The organism is Jannaschia seohaensis, assembly GCF_900116765.1.
GTDB classification, from domain to species: Bacteria; Pseudomonadota; Alphaproteobacteria; order Rhodobacterales; family Rhodobacteraceae; genus Jannaschia; species Jannaschia seohaensis.
Genome location: NZ_UETC01000008.1, coordinates 83,008 through 106,491, shown reverse-complemented (window position 1 = coordinate 106,491; position 23,484 = coordinate 83,008). Strand labels below are relative to the sequence as shown.

The 23,484-nt window shown below is 69.2% G+C and carries 21 protein-coding genes; 18 read left to right on the top strand and 3 right to left on the bottom strand.

Annotated elements, in window-relative coordinates:
- Nucleotides 1-79: 79 nt before the first annotated feature.
- A complete protein-coding gene (locus DTQ71_RS15915; protein WP_109565293.1) occupies nt 80-2,164 on the bottom strand; it encodes a serine/threonine-protein kinase in 2,085 nt (694 codons plus the stop codon).
- A gap of 106 nt (nt 2,165-2,270) precedes the next feature.
- On the opposite strand from DTQ71_RS15915, the gene tssH reads away from it, so the two are divergent.
- The 5 genes from tssH to DTQ71_RS15890 are packed head-to-tail and all read left to right on the top strand — an operon-like array spanning nt 2,271 to nt 9,360.
- Nucleotides 2,271-5,000, top strand: coding sequence for a type VI secretion system ATPase TssH (tssH, locus tag DTQ71_RS15910; protein WP_109565292.1), 2,730 nt, complete (start codon nt 2,271-2,273; stop codon nt 4,998-5,000).
- A 3-nt stretch (nt 5,001-5,003) separates the two neighbouring features.
- On the top strand, nt 5,004-6,101 hold the full coding sequence (locus DTQ71_RS15905; RefSeq protein ID WP_109565291.1) for a DUF2169 family type VI secretion system accessory protein: 1,098 nt from the start codon (nt 5,004-5,006) through the stop codon (nt 6,099-6,101).
- Entirely contained in the window at nt 6,098-7,117 is a 1,020-nt protein-coding gene (locus DTQ71_RS15900; protein WP_109565290.1) for a 3-oxoacyl-ACP synthase, read from the top strand. The genes DTQ71_RS15905 and DTQ71_RS15900 overlap by 4 nt, the downstream gene beginning before the upstream one ends.
- Nucleotides 7,114-8,382: a PAAR-like domain-containing protein gene (locus tag DTQ71_RS15895; protein WP_109565289.1), complete on the top strand. Its 1,269-nt coding sequence runs from the start codon at nt 7,114-7,116 to the stop codon at nt 8,380-8,382. The genes DTQ71_RS15900 and DTQ71_RS15895 overlap by 4 nt, the downstream gene beginning before the upstream one ends.
- Before the next feature lie 18 nt (nt 8,383-8,400).
- Nucleotides 8,401-9,360 carry a hypothetical protein gene (locus DTQ71_RS15890; RefSeq protein ID WP_109565288.1) on the top strand — a complete coding sequence of 320 codons (960 nt, stop codon included), beginning with the start codon at nt 8,401-8,403 and terminating at the stop codon, nt 9,358-9,360.
- Nucleotides 9,361-9,369: 9 nt separating this feature from the next.
- Here the strand turns inward: DTQ71_RS15890 and DTQ71_RS15885 are convergent, their stop codons facing one another.
- Both DTQ71_RS15885 and DTQ71_RS15880 read right to left on the bottom strand, forming a co-directional pair.
- Nucleotides 9,370-9,741 carry a hypothetical protein gene (locus DTQ71_RS15885; protein ID WP_109565287.1) on the bottom strand — a complete coding sequence of 124 codons (372 nt, stop codon included), beginning with the start codon at nt 9,739-9,741 and terminating at the stop codon, nt 9,370-9,372.
- Nucleotide 9,742: 1 nt separating this feature from the next.
- Complete coding sequence (locus tag DTQ71_RS15880; RefSeq protein ID WP_109565286.1) at nt 9,743-10,177, bottom strand: DUF6484 domain-containing protein; 435 nt, start codon at nt 10,175-10,177, stop codon at nt 9,743-9,745.
- 341 nt (nt 10,178-10,518) lie between these two features.
- Between DTQ71_RS15880 and DTQ71_RS15875 the strand changes: the two genes are divergently transcribed.
- The 13 genes from DTQ71_RS15875 to tagH all read left to right on the top strand — a co-directional run bounded on the left by DTQ71_RS15875 (nt 10,519) and on the right by tagH (nt 23,463).
- Nucleotides 10,519-10,929, top strand: a complete 411-nt coding sequence (locus DTQ71_RS15875) for a hypothetical protein (RefSeq protein WP_245947591.1) — start codon at nt 10,519-10,521, stop codon at nt 10,927-10,929.
- Between the two features lie 4 nt (nt 10,930-10,933).
- Entirely contained in the window at nt 10,934-11,536 is a 603-nt protein-coding gene (locus DTQ71_RS15870; protein WP_109565284.1) for a MotA/TolQ/ExbB proton channel family protein, read from the top strand.
- Nucleotides 11,533-11,916 carry an ExbD/TolR family protein gene (locus DTQ71_RS15865; protein ID WP_109565283.1) on the top strand — a complete coding sequence of 128 codons (384 nt, stop codon included), beginning with the start codon at nt 11,533-11,535 and terminating at the stop codon, nt 11,914-11,916. The genes DTQ71_RS15870 and DTQ71_RS15865 overlap by 4 nt, the downstream gene beginning before the upstream one ends.
- 55 nt (nt 11,917-11,971) lie before the next feature.
- Nucleotides 11,972-12,334 carry an ExbD/TolR family protein gene (locus tag DTQ71_RS15860; RefSeq protein WP_245947589.1) on the top strand — a complete coding sequence of 121 codons (363 nt, stop codon included), beginning with the start codon at nt 11,972-11,974 and terminating at the stop codon, nt 12,332-12,334.
- Entirely contained in the window at nt 12,334-14,376 is a 2,043-nt protein-coding gene (locus DTQ71_RS15855) for a DUF4384 domain-containing protein (protein ID WP_109565281.1), read from the top strand. The genes DTQ71_RS15860 and DTQ71_RS15855 overlap by 1 nt, the downstream gene beginning before the upstream one ends.
- A 111-nt stretch (nt 14,377-14,487) precedes the next feature.
- Nucleotides 14,488-15,639 (top strand): type VI secretion system protein TssA, encoded by a 1,152-nt coding sequence (gene tssA, locus DTQ71_RS15850; RefSeq protein ID WP_109565280.1) that lies wholly within the window; start codon nt 14,488-14,490, stop codon nt 15,637-15,639.
- Entirely contained in the window at nt 15,632-16,168 is a 537-nt protein-coding gene (gene tssB, locus DTQ71_RS15845) for a type VI secretion system contractile sheath small subunit (RefSeq protein WP_109565279.1), read from the top strand. The genes tssA and tssB overlap by 8 nt, the downstream gene beginning before the upstream one ends.
- Before the next feature lie 2 nt (nt 16,169-16,170).
- Nucleotides 16,171-17,679, top strand: coding sequence for a type VI secretion system contractile sheath large subunit (tssC, locus tag DTQ71_RS15840; protein WP_170125460.1), 1,509 nt, complete (start codon nt 16,171-16,173; stop codon nt 17,677-17,679).
- A 32-nt stretch (nt 17,680-17,711) separates the two neighbouring features.
- Nucleotides 17,712-18,200 (top strand): Hcp family type VI secretion system effector, encoded by a 489-nt coding sequence (locus DTQ71_RS15835; protein ID WP_109565277.1) that lies wholly within the window; start codon nt 17,712-17,714, stop codon nt 18,198-18,200.
- A gap of 25 nt (nt 18,201-18,225) precedes the next feature.
- Nucleotides 18,226-18,948, top strand: coding sequence for a type VI secretion system baseplate subunit TssE (gene tssE, locus DTQ71_RS15830; RefSeq protein WP_109565276.1), 723 nt, complete (start codon nt 18,226-18,228; stop codon nt 18,946-18,948).
- Nucleotides 18,948-20,837, top strand: a complete 1,890-nt coding sequence (gene tssF, locus DTQ71_RS15825; RefSeq protein ID WP_109565275.1) for a type VI secretion system baseplate subunit TssF — start codon at nt 18,948-18,950, stop codon at nt 20,835-20,837. The genes tssE and tssF overlap by 1 nt, the downstream gene beginning before the upstream one ends.
- A complete protein-coding gene (gene tssG, locus DTQ71_RS15820; RefSeq protein ID WP_109565274.1) occupies nt 20,801-21,904 on the top strand; it encodes a type VI secretion system baseplate subunit TssG in 1,104 nt (367 codons plus the stop codon). The genes tssF and tssG overlap by 37 nt, the downstream gene beginning before the upstream one ends.
- Nucleotides 21,901-23,463, top strand: coding sequence for a type VI secretion system-associated FHA domain protein TagH (gene tagH, locus DTQ71_RS15815; protein WP_109565273.1), 1,563 nt, complete (start codon nt 21,901-21,903; stop codon nt 23,461-23,463). The genes tssG and tagH overlap by 4 nt, the downstream gene beginning before the upstream one ends.
- Nucleotides 23,464-23,484: the final 21 nt, after the last annotated feature.

Genomic DNA, 23,484 nt, shown 5'->3' with positions numbered 1-23,484 from the left:
ACGCGTCCAGCGGGACGACGGAATGCGGGGGCCGTGGGCTAGGGGCGATGCGGCGCGGGCGTGGCCCGCGTCCGGCAAGCTATTCCCGCAGGTCGAGGATACGGGAGCTGACACTAAGCACGGTGTCGGGGCGGCGCGCGGTTTCCGCCGCCAGCGCTTCGGCGAAGGCCGCGACGCTCTCCTTGCTGGGGCGCAGTTCGAAGAGCGGCTCGGACGAGACGATGGCCACGATTTCGGCCTTGCCGTAAAGCTCGTCGTCGACGCGCAGCGCGAAGCCGCCCAGGTCGGGCCGGGCGCGCAGCTGCTCCAGGGTGCCCAGCAGCGGGATGCGCCGAAGCCCGCCCTCCAGGGTGCCCATCTTGCCGACCGAGGTCTCGGGCCGGTTCTGGTTGGGCACGACATGGAAGGCGAGCCCCGTATTGTCGACGACCGAAACCCAGAGATGCGCCTCCTCCAGCCCTTGGGGCAGCAGCAGGTCCGCCACGACGAACTCGCCGGTTCGGTAGATGCCCGCCAGGTTCTCGCTGCTCTCCTCGCCCGATCCCAGGCGCAGGGACACCCCGGCCCCGCGCGCATCGGGCAAGGCGGCCCGGATGGCGCAAAGCTCGGGGTTGAGCGTGTCCGTCTCGATACGCAGGCTACGGTCGCCGATTAGCGGCGCCAGCCGTGCCGACAACTCCTGAGCGGTGCCGTTGACCGCCACGTCGCCGGTTACGGTGACGGTGTCGCCGAGGCTGTAGGGGAAGTTGTCGCCGGACAGGCTCAGCGGCCCGCAATCCGAGACCGCCGCGAGAGTCGGGGACAGGGCCGCGCGCTCGAGGCTGCGTGGACCGGCGATCACCTCGGTCGTCACCGTCATCCCCGAGAGCGTCGTCCACTCCTCCAGGGCGCCTTCGAGCGCCGCGCGCGCGGCCAGCGTCTCCGCTAGGCCCGTGAGGCGCGCGGTATTGTCGGAGACCGAGATCGTCCAATCGTCCAGCGTGGCCGCCAGGGTCATGAGGTCGCTCACATGGGCGGGCCAATCCGGGTCGGGCATGCCGGTGGCCAGGGTAAAGGCGCCCTCGGGGGCGGCACCGCCCGTGACCTCTTGCCAGGTTCCGGCAAGGGCGGCGGCAATCTCCGCATCGGGCGCGTGCCCCGAAATCGTCGGAGCGCCCCCTCCTGCCGCGGCGGCCAGGGTGTAGGGCGTCACATGGGGCAGGGGCGGCGTGCGGTCGAAGAGGCCCACCGCATAGCTCACCGCCACCACGGCGCCGAGCGCTACGACCGCGCCGCCCAGGAGGATCGGCAGCTTGCTTCGCTTGGGCTTTTCGTCGCCCTTGCCGTCCGTCTTGGGCGCGAGCCAGCCGTCCAGCCGGTCCAGAGCCGCCTGGGCCGAGGGCGGTCGGTCGCCCGGATCGACGGCGCCCAGCCAGTCGATCAGTTTCTTCAGCGGCTCGGACAGGCCGCTGGTGTCCAGGGGCTCGCGTTTCTTGCGCAGGATTTCCCCGGGCGAGCCGCCGATCTGGGGCAGTTCCCGGCGCTGCGCGGCCAGCAGCGATGCGCCGAGGGCGTAGAGGTCCGATCGGGAATCGACCCGGCCGTCGAGCTGTTCGGGCGCGGCGAACTCGTATTTGCCCGCGAACTCGTTGCCCACGATGGTGCGCGCGCCCGCCGCCGTGTCCTTGGCGATGCCGAAATCGATCAGCGTCGCCCGGTCGGGCCGGTCGTCGCGCAGGATGATGTTGTCAGGCGACAGATCACGATGGACGATGCCCTTGGCATGGGTCGCCACCAAGCCCTCCAGCACGCGGTGTGCGACGATCAGCAGATCCCGGTCCGACAGTCCCCGGCCGAACATCATGTCGTTGAGAGAGGTGCCCTGGATGTAATCCATCACCAGGATCACATGCCCCGCATCGGTCCGCGAGCATTCCGAATAGCGCACCACCGCGTCATGGACGATGTCGCGCATCTGCTCCTCGCGCTTCATCAGCTCCAGGTAATCGGCATTGCCCGAGAACTGCGCGTTGAGCGCCTTGATCGCACTCTGACGTCCGGTGATCTGGTTCCGTGCCAGATAGACCTCACCCGTGCCGCCCCGGCCCAGGAGGCCCTCGACCTCGTAGGTATTGTTGAGAAGCTGGCCCGTCTTGAAGATGTCGGAAGGCAGCGAAGGGATCATGGTGTCGGGCCTTTCGCCATATATCCTTACCTTGACTAAGCGTTAAGCAAAGGGATCATTCCACCCGTGGGAGTTTTTCTCAACGGATTTCGCGGAGGGGGCCGAGATGGCGGGACGAGGATCGCAGGAAACGGTCAAGCGAAAAGAGCTGGTCGGAAAGCTGAACCCGATCTGCTTTGCAGCCTTTTCCGCAGCGGCGCAGGCGGCGAAAAAGCGCGGGAACCCCTATGTCGAACTCGTCCATTTCGTCACCGCGCTGGCCGATACGGAGCGGTCCGATTTCGCGCTGCTATTGGAGAGCGCGGGCGTCGACCGGCACCGATTCGACGGCGACATTCTGAAAGCGACCGATGCGCTGCCCCACGGGGCGAGCTCGGTCGAGGAGTTCAGCGACCACATTTTCCGCGCCATTCAGGAGGCGTGGCAATACGGCTCCCTGGAGTTCGGCAGCGATCAGGTGCGCTCGGCCTATGTGCTGCTGGCCGCGCTCAAGGTGCCGGTGCTCGAAGGGCTGCTCTTCAAGATGAGCCTGGAGTTCGACAAGATCGACCCCGACGCGATGGCCGCGCAGCTCGACGACATCCTGGCCTCCTCGCTGGAGCGGGTGGAAGAGCCGGGCGCCCCTGCCGCCAAGCCCGCCGGGGCCGCCGCCAAGGGCGGGCAGTCCGCGCTGGCGATGTATGCGACGAACCTCACCGAGCGGGCGAAATCCGGCAAGATGGACCCGGTGGTGGGCCGCGACCCCGAGATTCGCCAGATCGTCGACATCCTGCTGCGCCGCAAGCAGAACAACCCGATCCTCACCGGCGAGGCAGGGGTGGGCAAGACCGCCGTAGTCGAGGGCTTCGCCCAGCGGCTGGCGCGCGGCGACGTGCCGCCGCAGCTGCGCAATGTCGAGTTGCACATGCTCGATATCGGCCTGATGCAGGCCGGCGCCAGCGTGAAGGGCGAGTTCGAAAAGCGGCTCAAATCCGTGATCGAGGAGGTGCAGTCCTCTGATGTGCCGATCATCCTCTTCATCGACGAAGCGCATACGCTGATCGGCGCCGGAGGCGCAGCCGGCACCGGCGACGCGGCCAACCTGCTCAAGCCGGCGCTTGCCCGGGGTGAACTGCGCACCATCGCGGCGACCACCTGGGCCGAGTACAAGCAGCATATCGAGCCCGACCCCGCGCTGACCCGCCGCTTCCAGACGGTCAAGGTCGATGAGCCGGACGAGCCCAAGGCCGTGCTGATGTGCCGGGGCGTGGCCGGCGTCCTGGAAAAGCACCACCAGGTGGAGCTGCTCGACGAGGCGATCGAGGCCGCCGTCCAGCTTTCGCATCGCTACATCCCCAGCCGCCAGCTGCCCGACAAGGCGATCAGCTTGCTCGACACGGCCTGCGCCCGCGTCGCCGTCAGCCAACACGCCACCCCCGCCGAGGTCGAGGATATCGAACGGCGCCTCGCCGCGCTGGAGATCGAGGAGGGCATCATCGAGCGCGAGGAGGCCATCGGCATCGACGTGGCCGAGCGCAAGGCCGAGGTCACCGCCGGTCTGGCCGAGGCCAAGGCGGCGCTGGAGGCCGCCACCGCCCGCTGGGAGGAAGAAAAGGCCATGGTCGCCGGGATCCTCGACCTGCGCGCCCAGTTGCGCCGCGCGGGCGCGAGCCTGGACGAGACGGGCGAGATCGGCGATGCCCCCCCGCCCGAGGAGGTGCCCGAGGCCGATGAGGAAGCGTCAGCGTCCGAAGAGGCCCCGTTCGACCGGGAGGAAACGCTGGCCGCGCTCCGCGCCAAGATGGCCGAATTGACCGATGCCCAGGGCGAGACGCCGCTGATCCTGCCCGCCGTCGACGCCCAGGCCGTGGCCTCCGTCGTGCAAAGCTGGACCGGCATCCCGATGGGCCGGATGATGGCCAGCCAGACCGAGCGTGCCCTGACCCTGGCCGACACCCTGGCCGAGCGGATCGTGGGCCAGGACCATGCGATGCGCATGATTGCCAACCGCATCCAGACCAGCGCCGCTGGGCTGAAAGCCCCCGAAAAGCCCGTCGGCGTCTTCATGCTCTGCGGCCCTTCCGGCGTCGGCAAGACCGAGACCGCGCTGGCGCTGGCGGACCTGATGTATGGCGGCGAGGGCAACCTCATCTCGATCAACATGTCCGAGTTCCAGGAGGCCCACACCGTCAGCACCCTCAAGGGCGCGCCGCCGGGCTATGTCGGCTATGGCAAAGGCGGCATCCTGACCGAGGCGGTGCGGCGCAAGCCCTACTCCGTCATCCTGCTCGACGAGGTCGAGAAGGCCCATCCGGACGTCCACGAGATCTTCTTCCAGGTCTTCGACAAGGGGATGATGGATGACAGCGAGGGGCGGCGGATCGACTTCAAGAACACGCTGATCCTGCTGACCTCCAATGTCGGCTCCGACGAGATCATGGCAATGACCGCCAACGGCACCCAGCCCGCCGACGAGGAGGAACTGACCCAGGCGCTGCGCGCCCCGCTGCTCAACGTCTTCCCAGCCGCGCTTTTGGGCCGGGTGGTGACGATCCCCTACTACCCGCTCTCCGAGTCGATGATCGAGGCCATTGCGAACCACAAGCTGCGCGGCCTCGCCAAGCGCCTGGAGGAGGGCTACGGCGCGGAGTTGGTCATGGGCGAGGGCGCGATGCAGGTCATCAAGGATCGCTGCACCGAGATCGAGTCCGGCGGCCGGATGATCGACGCGCTGCTGACCAACACGCTGATGCCCGAGCTCTCGCGCCGGGTGCTGAACGCGACGCTGGAGGGGCGCAGCTTCAAGACGGTCACGGTAAGCGGGGGGGCGGAGGGGTTCGACTACGCCTTCGACTGAGCGATGGAGATCTTCAACCAGACCCGCTTCGTCCACCAGCACACCGGTGCCCTGGACAAGGCCGGGCGGGAATATCTTCTGCTTGTGGTGAAGGGAACTTTCGACTTCGGGACGGACGGCGCCTCGGCGCAGCTTTCGGCCGAGCAGCGGCCCCTGGTCTTCGCGGACGAGTACAAGGGCGAACCCGGCTTCTCCGCGCCGCTCTGGGAGACGGATTTCGCCCATCGCAAGCCGCGCTGCGACGTGATCGTCAACGGCGACGCCCATGCGCCGAACGGCCGGCCGGCGACCTCGGTCCGGGTCGGCGTGCGGGTGGGGGATTGGATCAAGCAGTTCGATGTCGTGGGCGCGCGGGAATGGCGGGCCTTCGGTCCGGTCGTGGCGCCGACCAAGCCGATGCCCTTCACCCGCATGGCCTTCGGCTACGACACGGCCTTCGGCGGCCGCGATCCCGACGATCCCGACGACGAGATCGCGCCGACCTACATGGACAACCCGGTCGGCATGGGCTGGGCCCGCGCCACCAGTCTGGAGCGGGTCTCGGGCCGCCCGGTGCCCAACACCCAGGCCGTCGATGACCCCGTCGCCACCCCCTTCGGCGACTACACCCCGATGTCGCTGGGTCCGATCCCGCGCAACGTGCCGGCCCGGTCCCGCTATGCCGGGACCTACGATCAGGCCTGGATCGACGACGTTTTCCCCTTCCTGCCCGCCGATTTCGACGAGCGCTATTTCCAGTCTGCCCCGGCGGACCAGTGGATCGACCCGCCCCCGTCCGGCACCCCGGTGGTGATTCTGGGCCTGACCCCCTCGGGGCGAGAAAGCTTCCGCCTGCCGTCGACCGAGCTTCCCGTGCGCCTCTTCCGCGGCCGCGAGACGGCGCTCGACACAAAGCTGAGGGCGGACACGATCCTGTTCGATTGCCATGCGCGGCAGGTGAGCCTCGTCTGGCGCGTCGACATTCCGATCCGGCGCAAGTTCATCGAAATCTCGGAGGCCTGGATCGGCCCGCCCACCGAGGCGATGCTGCGCGCCCGGGCCGAAGGCCGGCGCTATATTCGGGCCGTCGCCACCGGTGGGCCCGAAGAGGACGCGCCGTGAGCGGGCTGGTCGTGACCGCGGGCGGGATGGTCACCGCGGTGGGCCTGGACTTCGCGTCCTCCTGCGCGGCGCTGCGGGCGCGGCTCGACGGGTTCGCCGAAACACGGTTCCTGGGCCCCGGGGGGGAGTGGCTGCTGGGCGCGGCCGTGCCTTTGCCCAAGGCGTGGATCGGGGAGAAGCGGCTGGTGCATCTCCTGGCCGGGGCGTTCGCGGATCTGCGCGCCGCCGAGCCCGGCGCGTTGGACGACGCGGCGCTGATCCTGTGTCTGCCGGAAGAGACCCGCCCTGGCCGTCCTCTGCGCGACGGGCAGAGCCTGCTCGCGCGGGTTGCGGAGCATCTGTCGCTGCCCCGCGCCTCCAGCACGCGGCTGATCGCCCATGGCCGTCCCTCGGGCATCGTTGCGCTGGAGCGGGCGCGCCGGCTTCTGGCGGAGGGGCGCGCGCGGCAGGTCGTGATCGCGGGCATCGACAGCTACCTGACCGGGCGCGCGATCCGCCACTATCTCGACGCGGAGCGCCTGCTCTGCGCGCCCAACCCCGAAGGCTTCATCCCCGGCGAGGCGGCGGCGGCCGTCCTCTGCCGCGCCGACGGCCCGGGCCTGCGGATCGGCGGCCTGGGTCTCGCCCGGGACCGCGCGTCGTTCCGCAACGGGTTGGACGAGGACGGGCTGGACCTGCCGCTGCGCGGCGACGGGATGACCGCCGCCTACAAGGCCGCCTTCGCGGAGGCCGGGATCGGGCATCACGACATCGGCGTGAAGATCGGCGACCAGACGGGGGAGACGTATTTCTTCAAGCAGACGTCGCTCGCGATGCTGCGCACCCAGCGGGTCCGGTCCGACGTACAGCCGATTTGGCCCATCGCGGCCAGCCTTGGGAACGTGGGCGCGGCGGCGGTTCCGGTCATGCTGGGTTGGGCTCTTGAGGCGGCGCGTAAGGGCTATGCCCCTGAGGGGCGGATGCTGGTCGAGGCGTCCGGCGACGATGGCGCCTGCGGTGCGGCGGTGGCGGCATGACGGTCTTCGCCAATGGATTGGAGATTTCCTCTAAGGCGCAGGGCTGTAAGGTGATCGCGGCCTTTCCCGACACCTGCATGACCCCGCCCCAGGCCCCGCCCACCCCTCCCGGCGTGCCGATTCCCTATCCGGATTTCGGTTTCGACAGCGACCTCGCCAGCGGCACGGGCACGGTCAAGATCAAGGACAAGGAAGTCAGCCAGGAGAACGCGAGCAAGTATTCCAAATGTAGCGGAGACGAGGCGGGTGCCGCGCCGAAGAAGGGCCTGATCACCTCGACCAACACAGGCGCCGTTTACGCGCAGAAATGGTCGATGAACGTTAAGGCCGAAGGGAAGGGCGTCGTTCGCTTTACCGACATGGCGACGGGCAATCACCGCAGCAACGCGGGCGACTCGCCGCCGATGATCATCGTGGGCAAGCCCAACCTCGCATTGTCGGCCAATACCGAGGACTGTCTGGTGGGCGAGTATGGCGACATCAAGAAGGAGTGCAATGAACGCGGGGGCGAGGCGCATCACATCATTCCCGACGAATATTTTCGAAAGAAGGACGTCGCCGATTGCGGAATCACCCTGCCGAAGGCGGTCCAGGATCGGGTCGACAACGCGAAGGGTGGACGCGCCAAGATGGAGATCGTCGCCAAGTACGCCAAGGACAACAACATCACGCCGGACCCGACCCGCACCGATCCGAGCTTCCCATCGACGGAGGAAGGCTGCGCGATCTGCGTCGGCGGTAAAGAGAACGCCAAATCGCAGACGGAAAGACAGAGCGACCAGGGAAAGAAAATCGCCGAAAAAGGCCGGGACGACACCCGCAAGAAGGACAGCAACGACCTGACCGCGAAGGACGCCGCGGGAAAGGGCGGATCGTCTAAATCCGATACCGACAAGGTGCTGGGCCTGCATAACGGGCGAGGCCACGGATACATGCATTACGTCTTCGACGGGATGTTCGGAAACGACCCCCGACCCTTGGGGGACGCCGTCGAGATCGCGGAGATCGCCCTGTCGGGATGCGCGGAATATCACTCCTCGGTCATCGACTCCGAATGCGCGCAGGTCGGGGCGAATTGTGTCCGCGCGCAGCACGACAAGGCGCTCAAGAAAGATCCGCAGCCGAAATGCGAGAGCATCACGAAGAAGACGAAGGAAGGGCGCTTCGACAAGCGCGAGCCCACGCTCAACAGGAAATACGACGGAACGGCAGCCGGTCCGAACGATAAGTGCTACATCCCGGACCTGCACCCATCCCATGGCTGACCCCGAAAGAGGCCCCCGATGTTCGCACAGCCTGTAACCGACACCCTTGTCCTCGCGATCGAGGACGTTCCTCCGGATGAATGGCGCTTCCATTACATCAGCTACGAGCCGACCGAGCATCACAGCTTTGATACGCCAAACGGGGGCGATGTGATCTCCGCGGCTGTCAATCCAGAGAATCTTGCGGCCTGGATGCTCGCCGACGGGACGCTCTTCGCCGTGTCGCATGAGCTTCAGAGCGCGATCATCCTGCCGCTCCCTCGGGAGCGGATGCCGTTCTTCGATGTCACGCGCCTCGATGGGCGCTACTTCGTGACCGGGGCCGCGGCGAATATATGGGCCTTCGACATGGCCGAGGGTGCCTGGAGCCCGATTACTGCGCCCGCGCCCCAGCCCGATCTGCCGGACCAGGGGAGAGACGAGAGCGATGAGGCCTATGCGCGCCGCGTCGTCATGGCGCGAAGCGCCCATTTGCAGGCCCATCCTGATATGTACCATTCGTTCAAGGTCGGCGACGACCTCTACTTCGTGGGCGCCTTGGGGCGCGTGTTCCGGCTTAGGGACGGTGCGCTGGACGGAGATTGGCTCGATGGGGGCGACCGGCTGTTCCATGGCTTCGCCCACGAAGACGAGGCGATTTTGGTCGGGAACGACCCCGGGGTCGCGGTCTATCGCGGCACGCTCGATTCGGGGTTCGAGCGCATCTGGCAAAGCGACGAGACCGCGCTGCACCGGATGGCCTTCTTCGGGGGCGCGCATTATGTCGGTGCCGGCCTGGACCTGAGCTATGACGGCCCCTGTCTCAACGTCCTGAATGGCGACGAACTGGTCCCGGTGGTGACCGGATGCGAGCGTGAGCCGGGCCATCTGCGCCATCTCATGGTGACCGGCGAGGTGCTTTGGGCGATCGACCTCGAGGGCATTTTTCGCTTCACCAAAGGAAAGTGGACGCTGACCGAGCTTGAGGATCTGGCCTGACGCGAGAGGTCACCCCCGCGGATCCAGCGCCGCCTCCAGATAGGCCCGGACCTTCTCGATATCCAAATCCGCCACCGACTTGCCGTTGGCGCCCGGCTGCAACATGCGCAGAACGAACAGCTCTCCCGCGTATGGGAAGTCCTCGTAGGCCTCCTCGGCAAGCCGCACGCCCTCCTCGCCCGCGACACGCACCCCGTCGAGATGGGCGTCGAGGCGTTCGACCAGGCGGGCGAGGCGTTCCTCGTCCATGTCGGGGAACTCCTCGGGGCGGGCGAGCACGGCGTCGTATTGCGTCCACAGGAACGCGGCCTGCTCGACATGCTGGCGGACCAGCGGCACGATCACCGGCGCGCGGTAGGGTCGGGGCGGGGCCTCGGACATCTCAGTTCAGGTTGATCGATCCGCCACGGATGCGGTTCGACGCGGAGGCATGGCTGACCAGGTTGCGGCCGCGCACGGTGACATGGCCGTCCTTCTCCAGAATGATGGCGCTGTCGCCCACGCGCAGCTCGATCCGCTCCTTGGCGGTGATGCGCACTGTCTCCCCGTCGTGCTCGATCTCCCGCGTCTCCTTCGGCACGGCGTCCGGACGCACCGGTTCGACGATCCGGCCCACGATCAGCGGCCGCTCCAACGCGCCGTCCTCGAACAGCAGCGCAACCTCGCAGCCCGCGTCATCGGCGCTCAGATGGGCCAGCGAGCGCGCCGGCCGCGCCGTCTCTCTGGGATTGCCGGGAAAGACCACCAGAGGCCGCCCGTCCTCGAAGCCGATCAGCAGGCCGATCACGACGCCGTCTACCGCTTCCCTGACCGTCATGGGCTTCGCCTCCACGCTTGGGTTCTCCGACGATGCCACGGCGGCGGCGATGCGCCAAGAGCCGGGTTGGTCGCGAGACGGGGTTAAGGGCCGTGACCGGTACCGACCCGGCTGGGTCCGTCCAACGGGGACCCGGCCCGGGACGCATTGGCCCGCCTAGTCCTTGGCCGTTCTCGTGGCGAAGAGGAGGGCAGAGGGGCCAGCGACGCCTTGACGGCTTGGCGCTTGAGGACGGTTCGATCCCCCAAAGCCGGCGACCGGGGCGGTGGCGTCCCGCCCGAAATTTGCCTGTTCTCGCATCCCCCCTCCGCTGCTAGGCTCCGAAGCGAGGGGGGAATGCGATGCGTGGATTGATGTTGGCGGCCCTGGCCGCGGCCGGTCTGGCGGGACCAGCGGCGGCTCAGGGGATCACGGTCGAGCTCAACAAGCTGGAAGCGGGCGAGGAGGGGCAGTGCCGCGCCTTCTTCCTGTTCCGCAATGGCGACGATCGCAGCTTCGAGGCCTTCGAGATGTCGCTGGCGCTGATCGACACGGACGGGGTGATCGACCAGCTCCTCACGATCGACGCGGCCCCTTTGCCGGTGGATCGCACGACGCTGAAGCTGTTCGAGTTCCCGGGGCTCGCCTGCGACGCACTGGGCGAGGTGCTGCTGCACGACATGACCGCTTGCCGCCCGCAGAACGGGGAGGAAATCGACTGCTTCCCGCTGCTCACCCTGGAAAGCCGGGCGGATGTCGCCCTGGTGAAGTAGCGCCGTGGCGGCGCTTGGTTCGGCGGGGCCGGTCCTTCTGCTGCTGGCGGCGCTCTCGGTGCTGTCCGTCGCGGTCTTTGTCGCGCGGCTGATCGCGCTGCGGGGCGCGTCGGCCGGGGCGGCGGCGCGGGCCGACTGGCTCGACGCGGTCGAAGGCGGCGCGATGCCCGGTGCACCCGTGGGCGGAGGCGCTCCCGCCGACCGGCTTCTGGCGCGGGCGGCGGCGCTTCTGCCCCGGCGTCCGGCCCCCGAGGCGCTGACCGCAGAACTGGAGGCGATGGGCGCGACCGAGGTCGCGGCGCTGGGTCGGGGGGTGCGGACGCTCGAAATCATCGGGCTGATCGCGCCGTTGCTGGGTCTTCTCGGCACCGTGCTGGGCATGATCCAGTCCTTCCGGGCGCTGGAACTGGCCGAGGGCGCGGCCAACGCCTCGATCCTGGCAGGAGGCATCTGGCAGGCGTTGCTGACCACGGCGGCGGGGCTGATCGTGACAATCCCGGCGCTGGTTGGCGCTGCGATCCTGCAATCGCGTATCGACCGCGCCACCGACGAGATGGAGCGCGTGATCGGCCGAGCCGCGCTGGCCGCCGCGCTGCCGCGCTCATGATCGCGCGGCGCAGGCGGGCGGCGCGGCCGACGCTGGTGCCGCTGATCGACGTGCTGTTCATCATGCTGATCTATTTCATGGTGACCTCTATCTACCGGGATCTGAACATGATCCCGGTGTTGGGGGGCGCCGAGACGCCCGCGGCTGGGACCGCTGCCGCACCGGGTGAGACCCTGCTGATCCGGGTCGCGGCCGATGGGCGCGCGGTGCTCCGGGGGGCGGCGCTGACCGAGGGCGACCTGGCCCGCGCCCAGGGCGCGCGTGTCCTGGTCCTGCCCTCGCCCGAGGCGCCGCTCTCGGGTCTCGTGACCGTGCTCGACCGGCTGAGCGCGGCGGGGCTGCGCGACGTGGAACTGGTGCGGCTGGAGGCGCGGCCGTGACGCGCGCCGCGCCATGGGGCTGAGGCGCCGCGTCCCCACCCCGCCGGTTGAGCCGGTGATCCCACTCGTCGACGTGGTGTTCTTCCTGCTGGCCTTCTTCATGCTGGTCGCCCGGCTCGACGCCACCGCGCCTTTCGAGGTCCTGCCGCCGGTCGCCATCGGGGGCGCGGATATGCCCGGCGGGGGCGTGACGCTCTCGGTCGCTGCGGATGGGACGCTAGCGCTGAACGGGGCCCCGGTCCCCGAGCCCTGGCTGCCGGAGCTGCGCCGCCGGCTGGACGGCGGCGCGGAGCCGCTCATCCGCGTCAACGCCCATCGCGACGTGGCTCTCCGCCATGTCCTGCCCCTCATCAGTGCGCTGGAGGACGCGGCGCTGGGCGAGATCGTCCTGGTCGTCACGCCGCCGGAGGCCCGGTGATGCGCGGCGGGCTGGCGGGCCTCGCTGCTTCGCTCGCGTTGCATGGCGTGATCGCGGGGCTGGTCTGGCTGGCCTGGCCCGCCCCACCCCCGATGCCCGATCAGGCAGCGGGGCGGACCGAGATGCGCATGGGCGTGATGCAGGTCGAAAGCCAGCGCGCCGCCCCCGCCCCGCCGGACGCGCCCCGCGCCGTGCAGGCCGTGCCGCAGGGGCTGCGGAGCGAAGGACAGGGCGTGCCGATGCGGCGGAGCGAGGCGGTCGCGGTCAGCGGCGCCTCGCTGGCGGACCTGTCCGACGGCGGCGCGCAGGCTTTGGAGGCGTCCGCCCCGTCCCTCGCCGCGCCCCGGCCGCCGGTGCCGTCCGGCCGTGTCGAGGCCTTCGCCGAGAGGTCCGACGCCACCCCGCCCGCAGCGATCGCCGCGCCCCGCGCCCCGCCGTCAGCGCCCGCTCCGGCGGCCGGAGCGGCGCGCCCGCTTCAGGCGGCGCGCGCCGCTCCGGAGCCCGTGCCCGCGGCTCGCCGCGCCCCGGAGCGGGTCTCCGGAAGGGCGCAGACCGCCGCCGCGCCCGCCGCCCCGCGCGTCCCGAGCACCGTGCCTGAGGGGGGCGCGCGCCCGTCCCGTCCCCTGCCCAGCGCCCCGACGCCGCCGGCGATGCCGCACACCGAGACCGGCACCGCCCTGCGCCCCGCCGCCGCGACGATCGCCCAGAGCAGGCCGGCCACCGCGCGCGCATCGGCTGTCGCGGCGCCGTCCCCCGCGCGTCCGTCCCGTCCGGTGCAGGGCGACAGGGTCCGCCCCGCCGCGCCGGACCCGGATCCCGCCGCTGCCGCCGCAGCCAGCGGCCCCCGCGCAGAGACCGCGCGCCCGAGGGTCACAGCGGCGGCGGCCGCGCCGCCCCCATCGGTCCAGACCGCCGAGGCCGCGCCCCCAGCCACCGCCGCGCCGAAGGCCGCCGCGACCTCCGGCCGCGTCACGGCCGCCCCGCCTCCGACCGTCGCGGCCCCGTCCGGCCCGATGCGCGCCGCGCCCGCCGCGGCGGCCGCCGCCACGGGGGAGATGCGCCCGGAGGCGGTGCCCGAGAGCGCCCCGCTCCCGTCCTCCGCCGCGGACGCGCTGCGGGTCTCCTCCGATCCCGCGCCCGCCATATCTGCGCCCCCGGCCGCAGCGATCGGGGCCTCGGTCGCGACCCTGCGCATCGATCCCCCCGGGCTTGCCGCCTTGGCGCCCGACGCGCCGACGGTGACGGCGGCGCTCGACTGGTCGGGCGCGGGGGCGCTGCAACTGGATGCCGGGGGGCTTGCCGCGCTGCGCGCCTTCCTGACCCCCGAGGCGGCGCAGGGACAGGCCGTGCGCGACGGCATGGCCGCCGCCCTTGAGGCCGCTGATTGCGCGCGGGTCCGCACCATCTTCGACCCCGAGACGGGCGCGCTGGCTCTGCGGGGCCATGTCCCCGATCCCGCCGCCGCCGCCCCGCTTCTGGCCGCGCTGCGCGACGAGATCGGCGAGACGCTGCCCTTGCAGGACGAGCTGCGCGTCCTGCCCGACCCGCAATGCGGCCTGCTCGACCGGCTGGACCGGCTGGGCCTGCCGCAATCGGAGGAGCAGCTGACGAACCCGAATATCGTCGGCGAGAACGCCTTCGTGCGGGAATACGACTTCACCGAGGGCGACTGGTTCGTGGTCGAGCTGGGGACGCCGGATTACCCCGCTTATCTCTATGTCGATTACTTCGACAGCGACGGGCAGGTGCTGCACCTGACGCCCAATGCGGTTCTGCCGCTGACGCGCCACCCCGCCGAAAGCTCGGTCGTCATCGGACGCGACGACGCGCTGCGGCTCCGGATCGCGCCGCCCTTCGGGCAGGACATCGTCGTGGCCTTCGCGGCCAGCGCGCCGCTTTACGATGGTCTGCGCCCGACATCGGAGCCCGCCGTCCCCTATCTCGACTGGCTGCGCACGCGGGTGGCGGAGGCGCGGGCGGCCGATCCGGGCTTCAAGGGGGAGTGGGTCTATCTCTTCGTCGCAAGCCGCGCGGCGCAGTGATGGGGTATGGATTCACGCATATCGCCGATGTTCAGGCTATGCGGATTCGGGAATCGGACGTAGGGTTAAGCTTATTAAGGGACGTACTGCCGATTTCCGGAGTAATATTTCATGGACCTAGAGCGGTTCCTTGAACCGGTTCCGGGCGACCAACCGTCCGGCCTGGAGTTGCGAAACGATCCGCGGTTCGCCGCGATCGAGCGCGCGCTTGAGCCTGCCGCGCTGCGAAATCGTAAGAACGAAGACGGCAGCATCAACCCGCTGGCGCCGCCGCCGGATTGGCAGGAGGTCGTCTCGACCGGCGCCGAACTTGCCGCGATGGGACGGGATCTGCGGCTTCTGGTGATGATGGTGCGGGCCGCCTATGCCGAGGACGGGTTCCAGGGGCTCGCCTCCGGACTCACGATGCTCGCGCAGACATTGGAGCGCTATTGGGACGGGCTCCATCCCGAGTTGCGGGACCGGCCCGATCCCTCCATGGCCGTGCGGCCCCGGCTCAACGCGCTCAAGCAGCTGGAGAACGACGACAACGGTCTGTTGGGCGATCTGCGCTTTGGGATGGTTCTGAACCCGCGGGGCCTCGGTCCGATCATCGGGGACGATCTGGCCCGCGCGATGCTGTCGGATTTCGAGGTGATGCAATCCGCCGCCTCGGGCCTGAGCCAGAGGGAGAAGGACGAGGTTCTGGCCAGGCACAAGCAGGTCGCGGCCCGGGTGAAGGGCGCTTCGCGGGCGATGGCGGATACCGAGGCGGAGCGGCTGACCGAGATGACGGCCGGGATTTCGGCCTGCGAGGCGGCGGTGGGCAGTTTGGAGGCGGCCTTCGCCACCCAATCGGGCCTCACGGATACCGGCAGCCTGACCCTGCCCGAGCTGAAGACCTTCCTGGAGCGGTGCCGCGCGACCTTGGCGGCCGCGCAGGCGGAGGGGGGCGGCGCCACGACCTCGGCCCCGACCGACGGCGCCCCAGAAACAGCCCCCGTGCCCGGCGCGGCCCCGGCGGCGCCGGCGGGCCCTTCGGGGCCGGGCGTCATCGCCTCTCGCGAGGATGTCGAGAAGTCCCTCGACGCCATCGTCGCCTTTTACGAACGCACCGAGCCCGGCAGCCCCATCCCGCATCTGGCGAAGCGGCTGCGCAGCCTGGTGCGCCTCGATTTCCTGGACCTCATGGAACAGGTTGCGCCCGGTGGCCTGAAGGAGTTCCGCGCCCTGGCGGGCATAGAAGAGCCGACAAGACGATCACGGAGAGGGAACGATGAGTGAATCCAAGCAGAAGAACATAGAACGCAATCGCGCGCCTCGGGTGCAGATTGCCTATGACGTGGAGCATTACGGCAGCCCGACGACCATCGAGTTGCCCTTCGTGATGGGCGTGATGGCCGACCTCGCCGGGGACAGCGAGACGCCCGAGGCGCAGAAGCCGGTCAACGACCGCAGCTTCGTCGAGACCGATGCCGGCCGCTTTGGCCGCTTCATGGAGGCGCTGAGCCCGCGGGTGAAGACCCGCGTCAAGAACACCCTGCCCGCCGCCGAGGGCGAGGAGAAGGACGAGGAGCTGTTCGTCGACCTGACCTTCAAGAACATGTCCGACTTCGCCCCCGACAAGATCGCCGAGCAGGTGCCCCCGCTCGCGGAGCTTCTGAAGATGCGCAAGCAGCTGGAAGAGCTGCTCAGCTACATGGACGGCAAGGTCGACGCCGAAAAGCGCATCGCGCAGCTTCTGCGCAACGAACCGCTGCTCGCGCAGGCCGCCGAGCAGGCGATGGCCCAGAACGAAGATAAGGAGGGCTGAGAATGGCTGAAGAAAAGCAGGAGGGTGGCGCCGCCGTTGCCGAGGCCGAAGCGCTCGACCTGGGCGAGTTCAGCGAACTCCTGGAGAAGGATTTCCGCGTCAAGGACGAGGAAGGCGACAAGCTCAAGGGCCTGGTGTCGAACCTCGCCGTCGCCGCCAAGGAGCGGTCAGGCACGGCGACTCTGTCGGGCAACGCGGTCAAGTCGATCAAGTCGCTGATCGCCGGGATCGACGAGATCCTCAGCGAGCAGATGAACGAGATCCTGCACGCGCCCGCGGTCTCCAAGATGGAAGGCTCCTGGCGGGGGCTGCATTACCTCGTCAACAACACCGAGACCGACCAGAAGCTGAAGATCCGGGTCCTCAACATCTCCAAGGACGAACTCAGCGACCAGCTGGAGGATTACGAGGGCCAGATGTGGGACCAGTCCCCCATCTTCAAGAAGCTCTACACCGACGAGTATTCGATGTTCGGGGGCGAGCCCTTCGGAGCGATCATCGGCGACTACGAGTTCAGCCACAAGCCCAAGGACGTGAACCTGCTGCGCAACATGAGCGGCATCGCGGCCTCGGCGCATGCGCCCTTCATCGCGGCCGTCGCGCCTCAGCTGTTCCGCATGGAAAGCTGGCAGGAACTGCCCAACCCGCAGGATCTGGAGCAGATCGTCTCCAGCCCCGACTATGCCTCCTGGCAGTCGCTGAGGGAAAGCGAGGACGCCCGCTATATCGGCCTCGCCATGCCGCGCGTCTTGGGCCGGCTGCCTTACGGGGCGGATACCGTGCCGGTGAAGGGTTTCGATTTCGAAGAGACCATCGACGGCAAGCACGACCACTACACCTGGATGAACGCGGCCTACGCCATGGGCGTGAACATCAACCGCAGTCACAAGATGACCGGCTGGGGCACGCAGATCCGGGGCGTGGAATCGGGCGGCACGGTGCTGAATCTGCCGGTGCATACCTTCCCGACCGATGACGGCTCGGTCGCGATGAAATGCCCGACCGAAATCGCCATCGACGACCGGCGCGAGGCGGAACTGGCCAAGCTGGGCATGATGCCCATCCTGCACCGCAAGAACACCGACACCGCGGCGTTCATCGGGGCGCATTCGCTCCAGGACGACGAGGCCCGTGCCGGGCGTCTGGTCGACCCGGACGCGCAGGCCAATGAACGGCTCTCGGCGAACCTGCCCTACCTCTTCCCGGTCAGCCGCTTCGCGCATTACCTGAAGGCCATCGCCCGCGACAAAGTCGGCACTTTCAAGGAGCGGGGCGACATGGAGAAGTGGCTGAGCGAGTGGATCAACCGCTACGTCCTGGCCAATCCGGCGATGGCCGACGACAAGGCCAAGGCCAAGCGTCCGCTGGCCGCCGCCGAAGTGCAGGTCGACAGCGTCGAGGGGCGTCCCGGCTACTACAACGCCCGCTTCTTCCTACGCCCGCATTACCAACTCGAAGGCATCAACGCGTCGCTTCGGCTCGTGTCCGAACTGCCTTCTGTCAAATCTTAAAGACACCTGCATAACTTGAGAGGAGAGAGACCATGCCACTGACGGCTTATCTGAAGATCGATGATATCCAGGGGGAGTCCCAACGGGTCGACCACGAGGACGAGATCGATATCCACGACATCAAATGGAACATCGAGCAGGGCTCGGCGGCGCAGGTCGGCCGCGGACGGGCACGCGCCCGCGCCTTCGTCGATGCGCTTTATCTGCGGAAGTTCACCGACGCGTCCTCGCCGTATCTCGCGCTGTCCTGTATGCAGGGCAAGTCCTTCAAGGAAATGATTCTTTATGTCCGCAAGGACAGCGGCGAGGCGCATCTCGACTACTATACGATCACGATGGAGAACGTGACGATCTCCAAGTTCGAGACGATCGGCGTCGGCGAGAATGAAGGCGGCCAAGTGATCGAGGAGATCGTGGGGCTCGTCTTCGAGAACGTCACGGTGAAGTACGTCGTCCAGGACGACGATCACAACGCCAGCGACGAGCACGAGATCACCTACGACATCGCGGCAGGTGTCTGAGCGCGCGCGCGTCTGAAGCTGCTCGATGCCGGATCTCGACAGCGCATCGCTGGTCGCTCGGCAGGAGGCCGTCCAACCGTCCCTCTGGGACCGTCTGGTCGACGACCTGCCGGGCCTTCTGGCCGAACGCGGCGATCTGCACCGCGACCTGACCGCCATCCTTGGCGATGCGGCGCAGGTCGATGCCCTGGTCGCCGGGGGGATGCGCGCCATCGAGGCCCGAGACGATCTGGACGAGGCGACCCGTCGCCTTGCCCACCGCCTGGCTGCCGTCTCGGTCCGACAGCGCCGCCTGGAGGAGGGCGGCGTTGTCGTCACCCCGGATGTCCTGCGCGAGGCCGTGCGCCGCGACATCGAGATGCTCTTCAATGTCGAGCGGCTCGAAGCGGAGTTCCTGCTGACCGACCGGGAGCATCGCGACCGCGAAACGCCCGCCGAAATGCTTGCCGATTACCCCAATGTGCGGTCCTCGGTGGTCAATTACGGCGTGCCGTCCTTTTCCGGCCGGTCCGGCTCGGATTTCGACAAGGACGGGCTCGCGGCCGAGATCAAGAAGGTGCTGGCCATCTACGAGCCGCGGCTCAAGCGCGACAGCATCCGCGTCAAGGTGCAGACCGGCGACAAGACCGGCCTGCGCATCGATATCGACGGCATCCTGATGCTGTCCCCGGTTCCCGAGCGGCTGCGCCTGTCGACCACGATCGACCTCGATAGCGGCGCGGCATCGACGGCGTTGGACACCGTCTGATGGACCGGATGTTTCTCGACTACTACGAGGCCGAGTTGGAGCATATCCGCGCCCTCGCGACCGAGTTCGCGGCCCTCAACCCGAATGCCGCGGGCAGCCTGTCGATCGACACCACGCCGTGCCCGGACCCCTATGTCGAACGCCTGCTGGAAGGGGTCGCCTATCTCGCCGCGCGCACCCGGCTGAAGCTGGACGTGGAGAGCAGCCGCTATGTGCGCACGCTGCTCGACACGCTTTACCCCGACCTCGCCGGCCCCGCGCCCGCGATGACCCTGGCCCAGATGGAGCCGGGCCCGCAGGTCGACACGATGCTCGACGGGCATCTGATGCGGCGCGGCACGCGAATGATCGCCGGCCTGCGCGAGGGGCTGCGCACCCGCGCCACCTATACCACGTCCGAGGACGTCCATCTCTGGCCGGTCACGCTGACCGATGTGACCTATCTCCAGGACCGCAGTGCGCTGGTGCAGGCGGGCGTGTCGGACGCGGCGTCGCGGGACGTGGCGGCGGGGCTGCGCATCCGGCTGGCCCGGCGCGGGGCCGGGCGGCTGGCCGATCTGTCGCTCGACGCGCTGACGGTGCATTTCGGGATGGGGCCGCGGGGCGGGCCGCTCTTCGACGCGGTGTTCGGGGCGGGGCAGGGGGCGCTGGCGCGCGCGGCCGGGTCGGATGCGCCCTATCGGCCCATCGGACGACCGCAGATGGTCGGCATTGGCGACGAGACCGGGCTCTTGCCCCGGGTGCGCCCCTCCTTCGAGGGCTACCGCCTGTTGCGGGAGTATTTCCTGATGCCCGCGCGATTTCACGGGATGCGGCTCTCGGGCCTGTCGCCGGCGGTGCGCGTGGCCAAGGACGACGGGCAGGGCATCGAGATCGTCGTGCCGCTGGGCCGCGCGGACCCGGCCCTCTCGGCGCTCTCGACGGCGGATCTGCGGCTGCATGTCACGCCGGTGGTCAACCTCTTCGAGCATGAGTGCAACCTGGTGGAGCTGCGCCCCGGTCGATCCAGCCACACCGTCCATGCCGACCGCACGCGGCCCAAGGATTTCGAGATCTACCGCCTGCTGCGGGTCGAGGACGCCGAGACCGAGGGGCCCGATGCGCGCATCGCCCCGCTCTTTTCGGTGGCGCCCCGCCCCGGAGAGCGGTCGGGCTATGTCTATACCGCCGAACGGCGCCCCCGCCGCCCGGATACCGACGAAGTGCGCCGCGGCCAGACCCGGTCCAGCTATATCGGCGACGATTTTCAGATCGCGATCAGCGATCCGGGCCGGGGCCCTCGGACGGGGCGGCTGCGGCGGCTGGACATCCGGGCGCTGTGCACCAATCGCGATCTGCCGATCCTGGACGACAACCCGACTCTGACGCTCGAGACCGGCGACCCGGTAGGCCGCGTCAAGCTGCTCGGCGCGATGCGGCGGCCCCGGTCCAGCCTGCGTGCCAGCCTCCCATCGGGCGCCAAGGGCGAGGCGAAGATGGACGACCTGAGCTGGCGCTGGATCGCGCAGCTGTCGCTCAACCATCTGTCGCTGGCCGCCGATGGGGCCGATGCCGCGCCGCTCCGCGCGCTGATCCAGCTTTATGCGGACCGCGGCGATCCCGATCTCGCCCGCCATGGCGAGGCGTTGGAGCGCGTGCGCTCCGGCCAGGTGATGGACCGGCTGGCCCTGCCTGGCCCGATCGCCTTCGGCCACGGCACCGAGATCACGCTCGACATCAACGAGACGCTGCTGGGCGACGGGAGCGAACTTTTGCTCTCGGCGATCCTGGCGCAGCTCTTTTCGCGCCATACGGCGACGAACAGTTTCGTGCGCACCAAGACCCGCCTGATGCGGAGACAGACGGAGGTGAGATGGCCGACGACGCCGGGCACCCGCGCCCCGATCTGACCCCGCCCCTGCCGCAGACCGACCCCGCCGCAAAGGCACCGCCGGCCCATGCGCAGGACTTCTTTGCCCTGCTGCGGGACATGGAGACGGGGGGCAACCGCTTCGGCCGCGCCGGCGGGCCCGAGCGCGAGCCCGCCCGGCTGGGCCAGGCCCCGCGTTTGGGCTTCGCCGCCAGCGACGTGGCTCAGATCCGCGAACGGACGCGGGACGGGCGCACCGAGGTCTCGGTCAACGCCATCGGGCTGATCGGGCCCGAGGGGCCGATGCCGCTGCACCTGACCCGCTGGATCATCTCGCGGCAGTCGAACCGCTGGTTCACCGGCGCGGCCGGGGATGGCGGTGCCGGGGGCGCGACCGCCGACACCTCGTTTCTGGACCTCCTGAACCTGCTCCAGCACCGGATGATCGCGCTCTATTGGCGCGCCTGGGCGGATGCGCGGCCGGACGTGCAGATCGCCCATGGCGATGGCGGTCGGATCACGGCGATGATGCGCGCGCTGGCCGGTCTGGGCCTGCCGGGCGCCGAGTGCGATGGCGACCCGAGCCTCTCGGCGGCGAAGCTGCGGCACGCGACCTCGCTGGCGCAGATGGCGCGCAGCCCCGAGAATCTGACGACCTTCCTGGAGACGGTGATCGGCCTGCCGGTGAAGCTCCATGAATTCGTCGGCGTCTGGCTCGACATCGCGCCCGGGCAGCAGACGCGCCTTGGCATGGCCCATGCGCGGCTGGGCTCCGAGGCGGTGGTGGGCGCGCGGGTCTTCGACCGCCAGAGCCGCGCGGAGCTGGAACTCGGCCCGCTCACGCGCGCCGAATTGGAGGCGGTGTTGGCGGATGAGACGATTTGGTCCAGGCTGCGTCATGCGATCCGCTTCGCGGCGGGGCAGGAGCTGGTCTTCGACCTGCGCCTGACGCTGGCGCCGGGGGAGGTGCCCGCTGCGCGTCTGGGCGAGACGCAACTCGACCGGACGGCCTGGCTGGCGCCCGACCCGGAGCGGGGCGCGCGAGATCTCGTCTTCCGGCGTGTCACCGACATGCCCGGGCGGAACGTGACGGAGGAAGCGGCATGAGCATCCGACTGGTCCTGGAAAACGCACCGCACCCGCAGGCGGTCAGCGAAAGACTCTTCGACGAGGGGCGTTTCGTGATCGGTCGCAGCGACGATGCCGATTGGCAGATCGACGATCCCGAGATGTTCGTTTCGCGACGGCATTGCATCCTGACGATGGAGGATGGGGTGGTGATGGCCGCCGATGCCTCCTCCGGCGGGCTCTATATCGACAATGCCGCGCATCCCGTGGGCAGTGGCAATCAGGTTCCGGTCGAGCCGGGCATGCGCCTGCGCCTGGGAGATTTCGTCATCCGGATCGAGGCGGCGCGGGAGGCGCCGGCCGCGCCGCCCTCCGCGCCGGTCCGGGGCGGGATGTCCTTCGACTTCGACTTTGGCCCGTCCGAGCCCGCGCCGGAGCCGCCCAAGCGGCCCGAGAGCCTGCCGGATCCGTTCGGCCTGATGTCGCCGAAGCGGGAAGACCCGGCCGCCCCGCCGGAGCGCCGTGTGCCCCGGCCTCTCGATCAGGACGATCCCTTCGCGCTGGACCTGAACATCCCGCGATCGGAGCCGAGTCCGCCTCCGCCGCCCTCGGACGGGCATGACTGGTTCAAGGGCGTGAGCGCGTCTCCGCCGTCGCCGCCCGCCCCGCCGCCTCCGTCCTCGGTGCCTGAGCCCCCCACGGCCGCCCCGCCGGAGGCACCGCGCGATCCGTTCGGCGACTGGAGCAGCCCGCCCCCGCCCGTTCCGCCCTCCGATCCCCAAGCGGGCCGGTCGTCGGACGTGCCTCCGCCGCCGGAGCCCGCGATAGCGCCCCGGCCACCGCATACCCCGCCGCCGCCATCTTTCGACGTTCCGTCCCACGCCACCTACACCCCAAAGCCGGACCCCGCGCCGCGCCCCGAGCCCGAGCCGGAGCCCGCGCCTCGGGCCGCACCGCCCGAGCCTGCGCCCCCGCCCGAACCCGGCCCGCCTCCGCAACGGCCGGCGCCCGCGACCGGGGCCAGCCCGGACGAGACCGCCGTCTTCCATGCGTTGCTCCAGGGGATGGGTCTGGACCCGGCGGATTACGCCGATATCGACCCCGTGGAGGCTGCCGCCCAGATCGGCGCGGCCACCCGGAAGATGACCGAGGGCGTGATGCTGCTGCTGCGCGCCCGGTCCATGAACAAGCAAAAGGCGCGGGTGGCCCAGACCATCATCGCCAGCGCCGACGTCAACCCGCTGAAATTCATGGCCACGCCCGAGGATGCGCTGTCCATCATGCTCCAGCGCCGCAGCCGCGGCTATCTCGATGCCGATGCCGCGCTGGGCGAGGCGTTCCGCGACCTGACCGACCACCAGGTGCGCACCTGGACCGCCGTGCAGGTCGCGCTGCGCAAGATGATCGACAAGTTCGAGCCCTCCGCCATCGAGGCCGAGATGACCGAGATCGGCTTGCTCGGGCAGTTGATGGCGGGCGGCAAGAACGCCAAGCTCTGGCAACTCTACGAGGCGCGCTATCGCAAGATCGCCGAGGCGGCCGAGAAGGATTTCCTGGGCGAGGTCGGCGCGGATTTCCGGGATGCCTATGAGACTTGACCGGCGGGCCTGCGTGCCCGC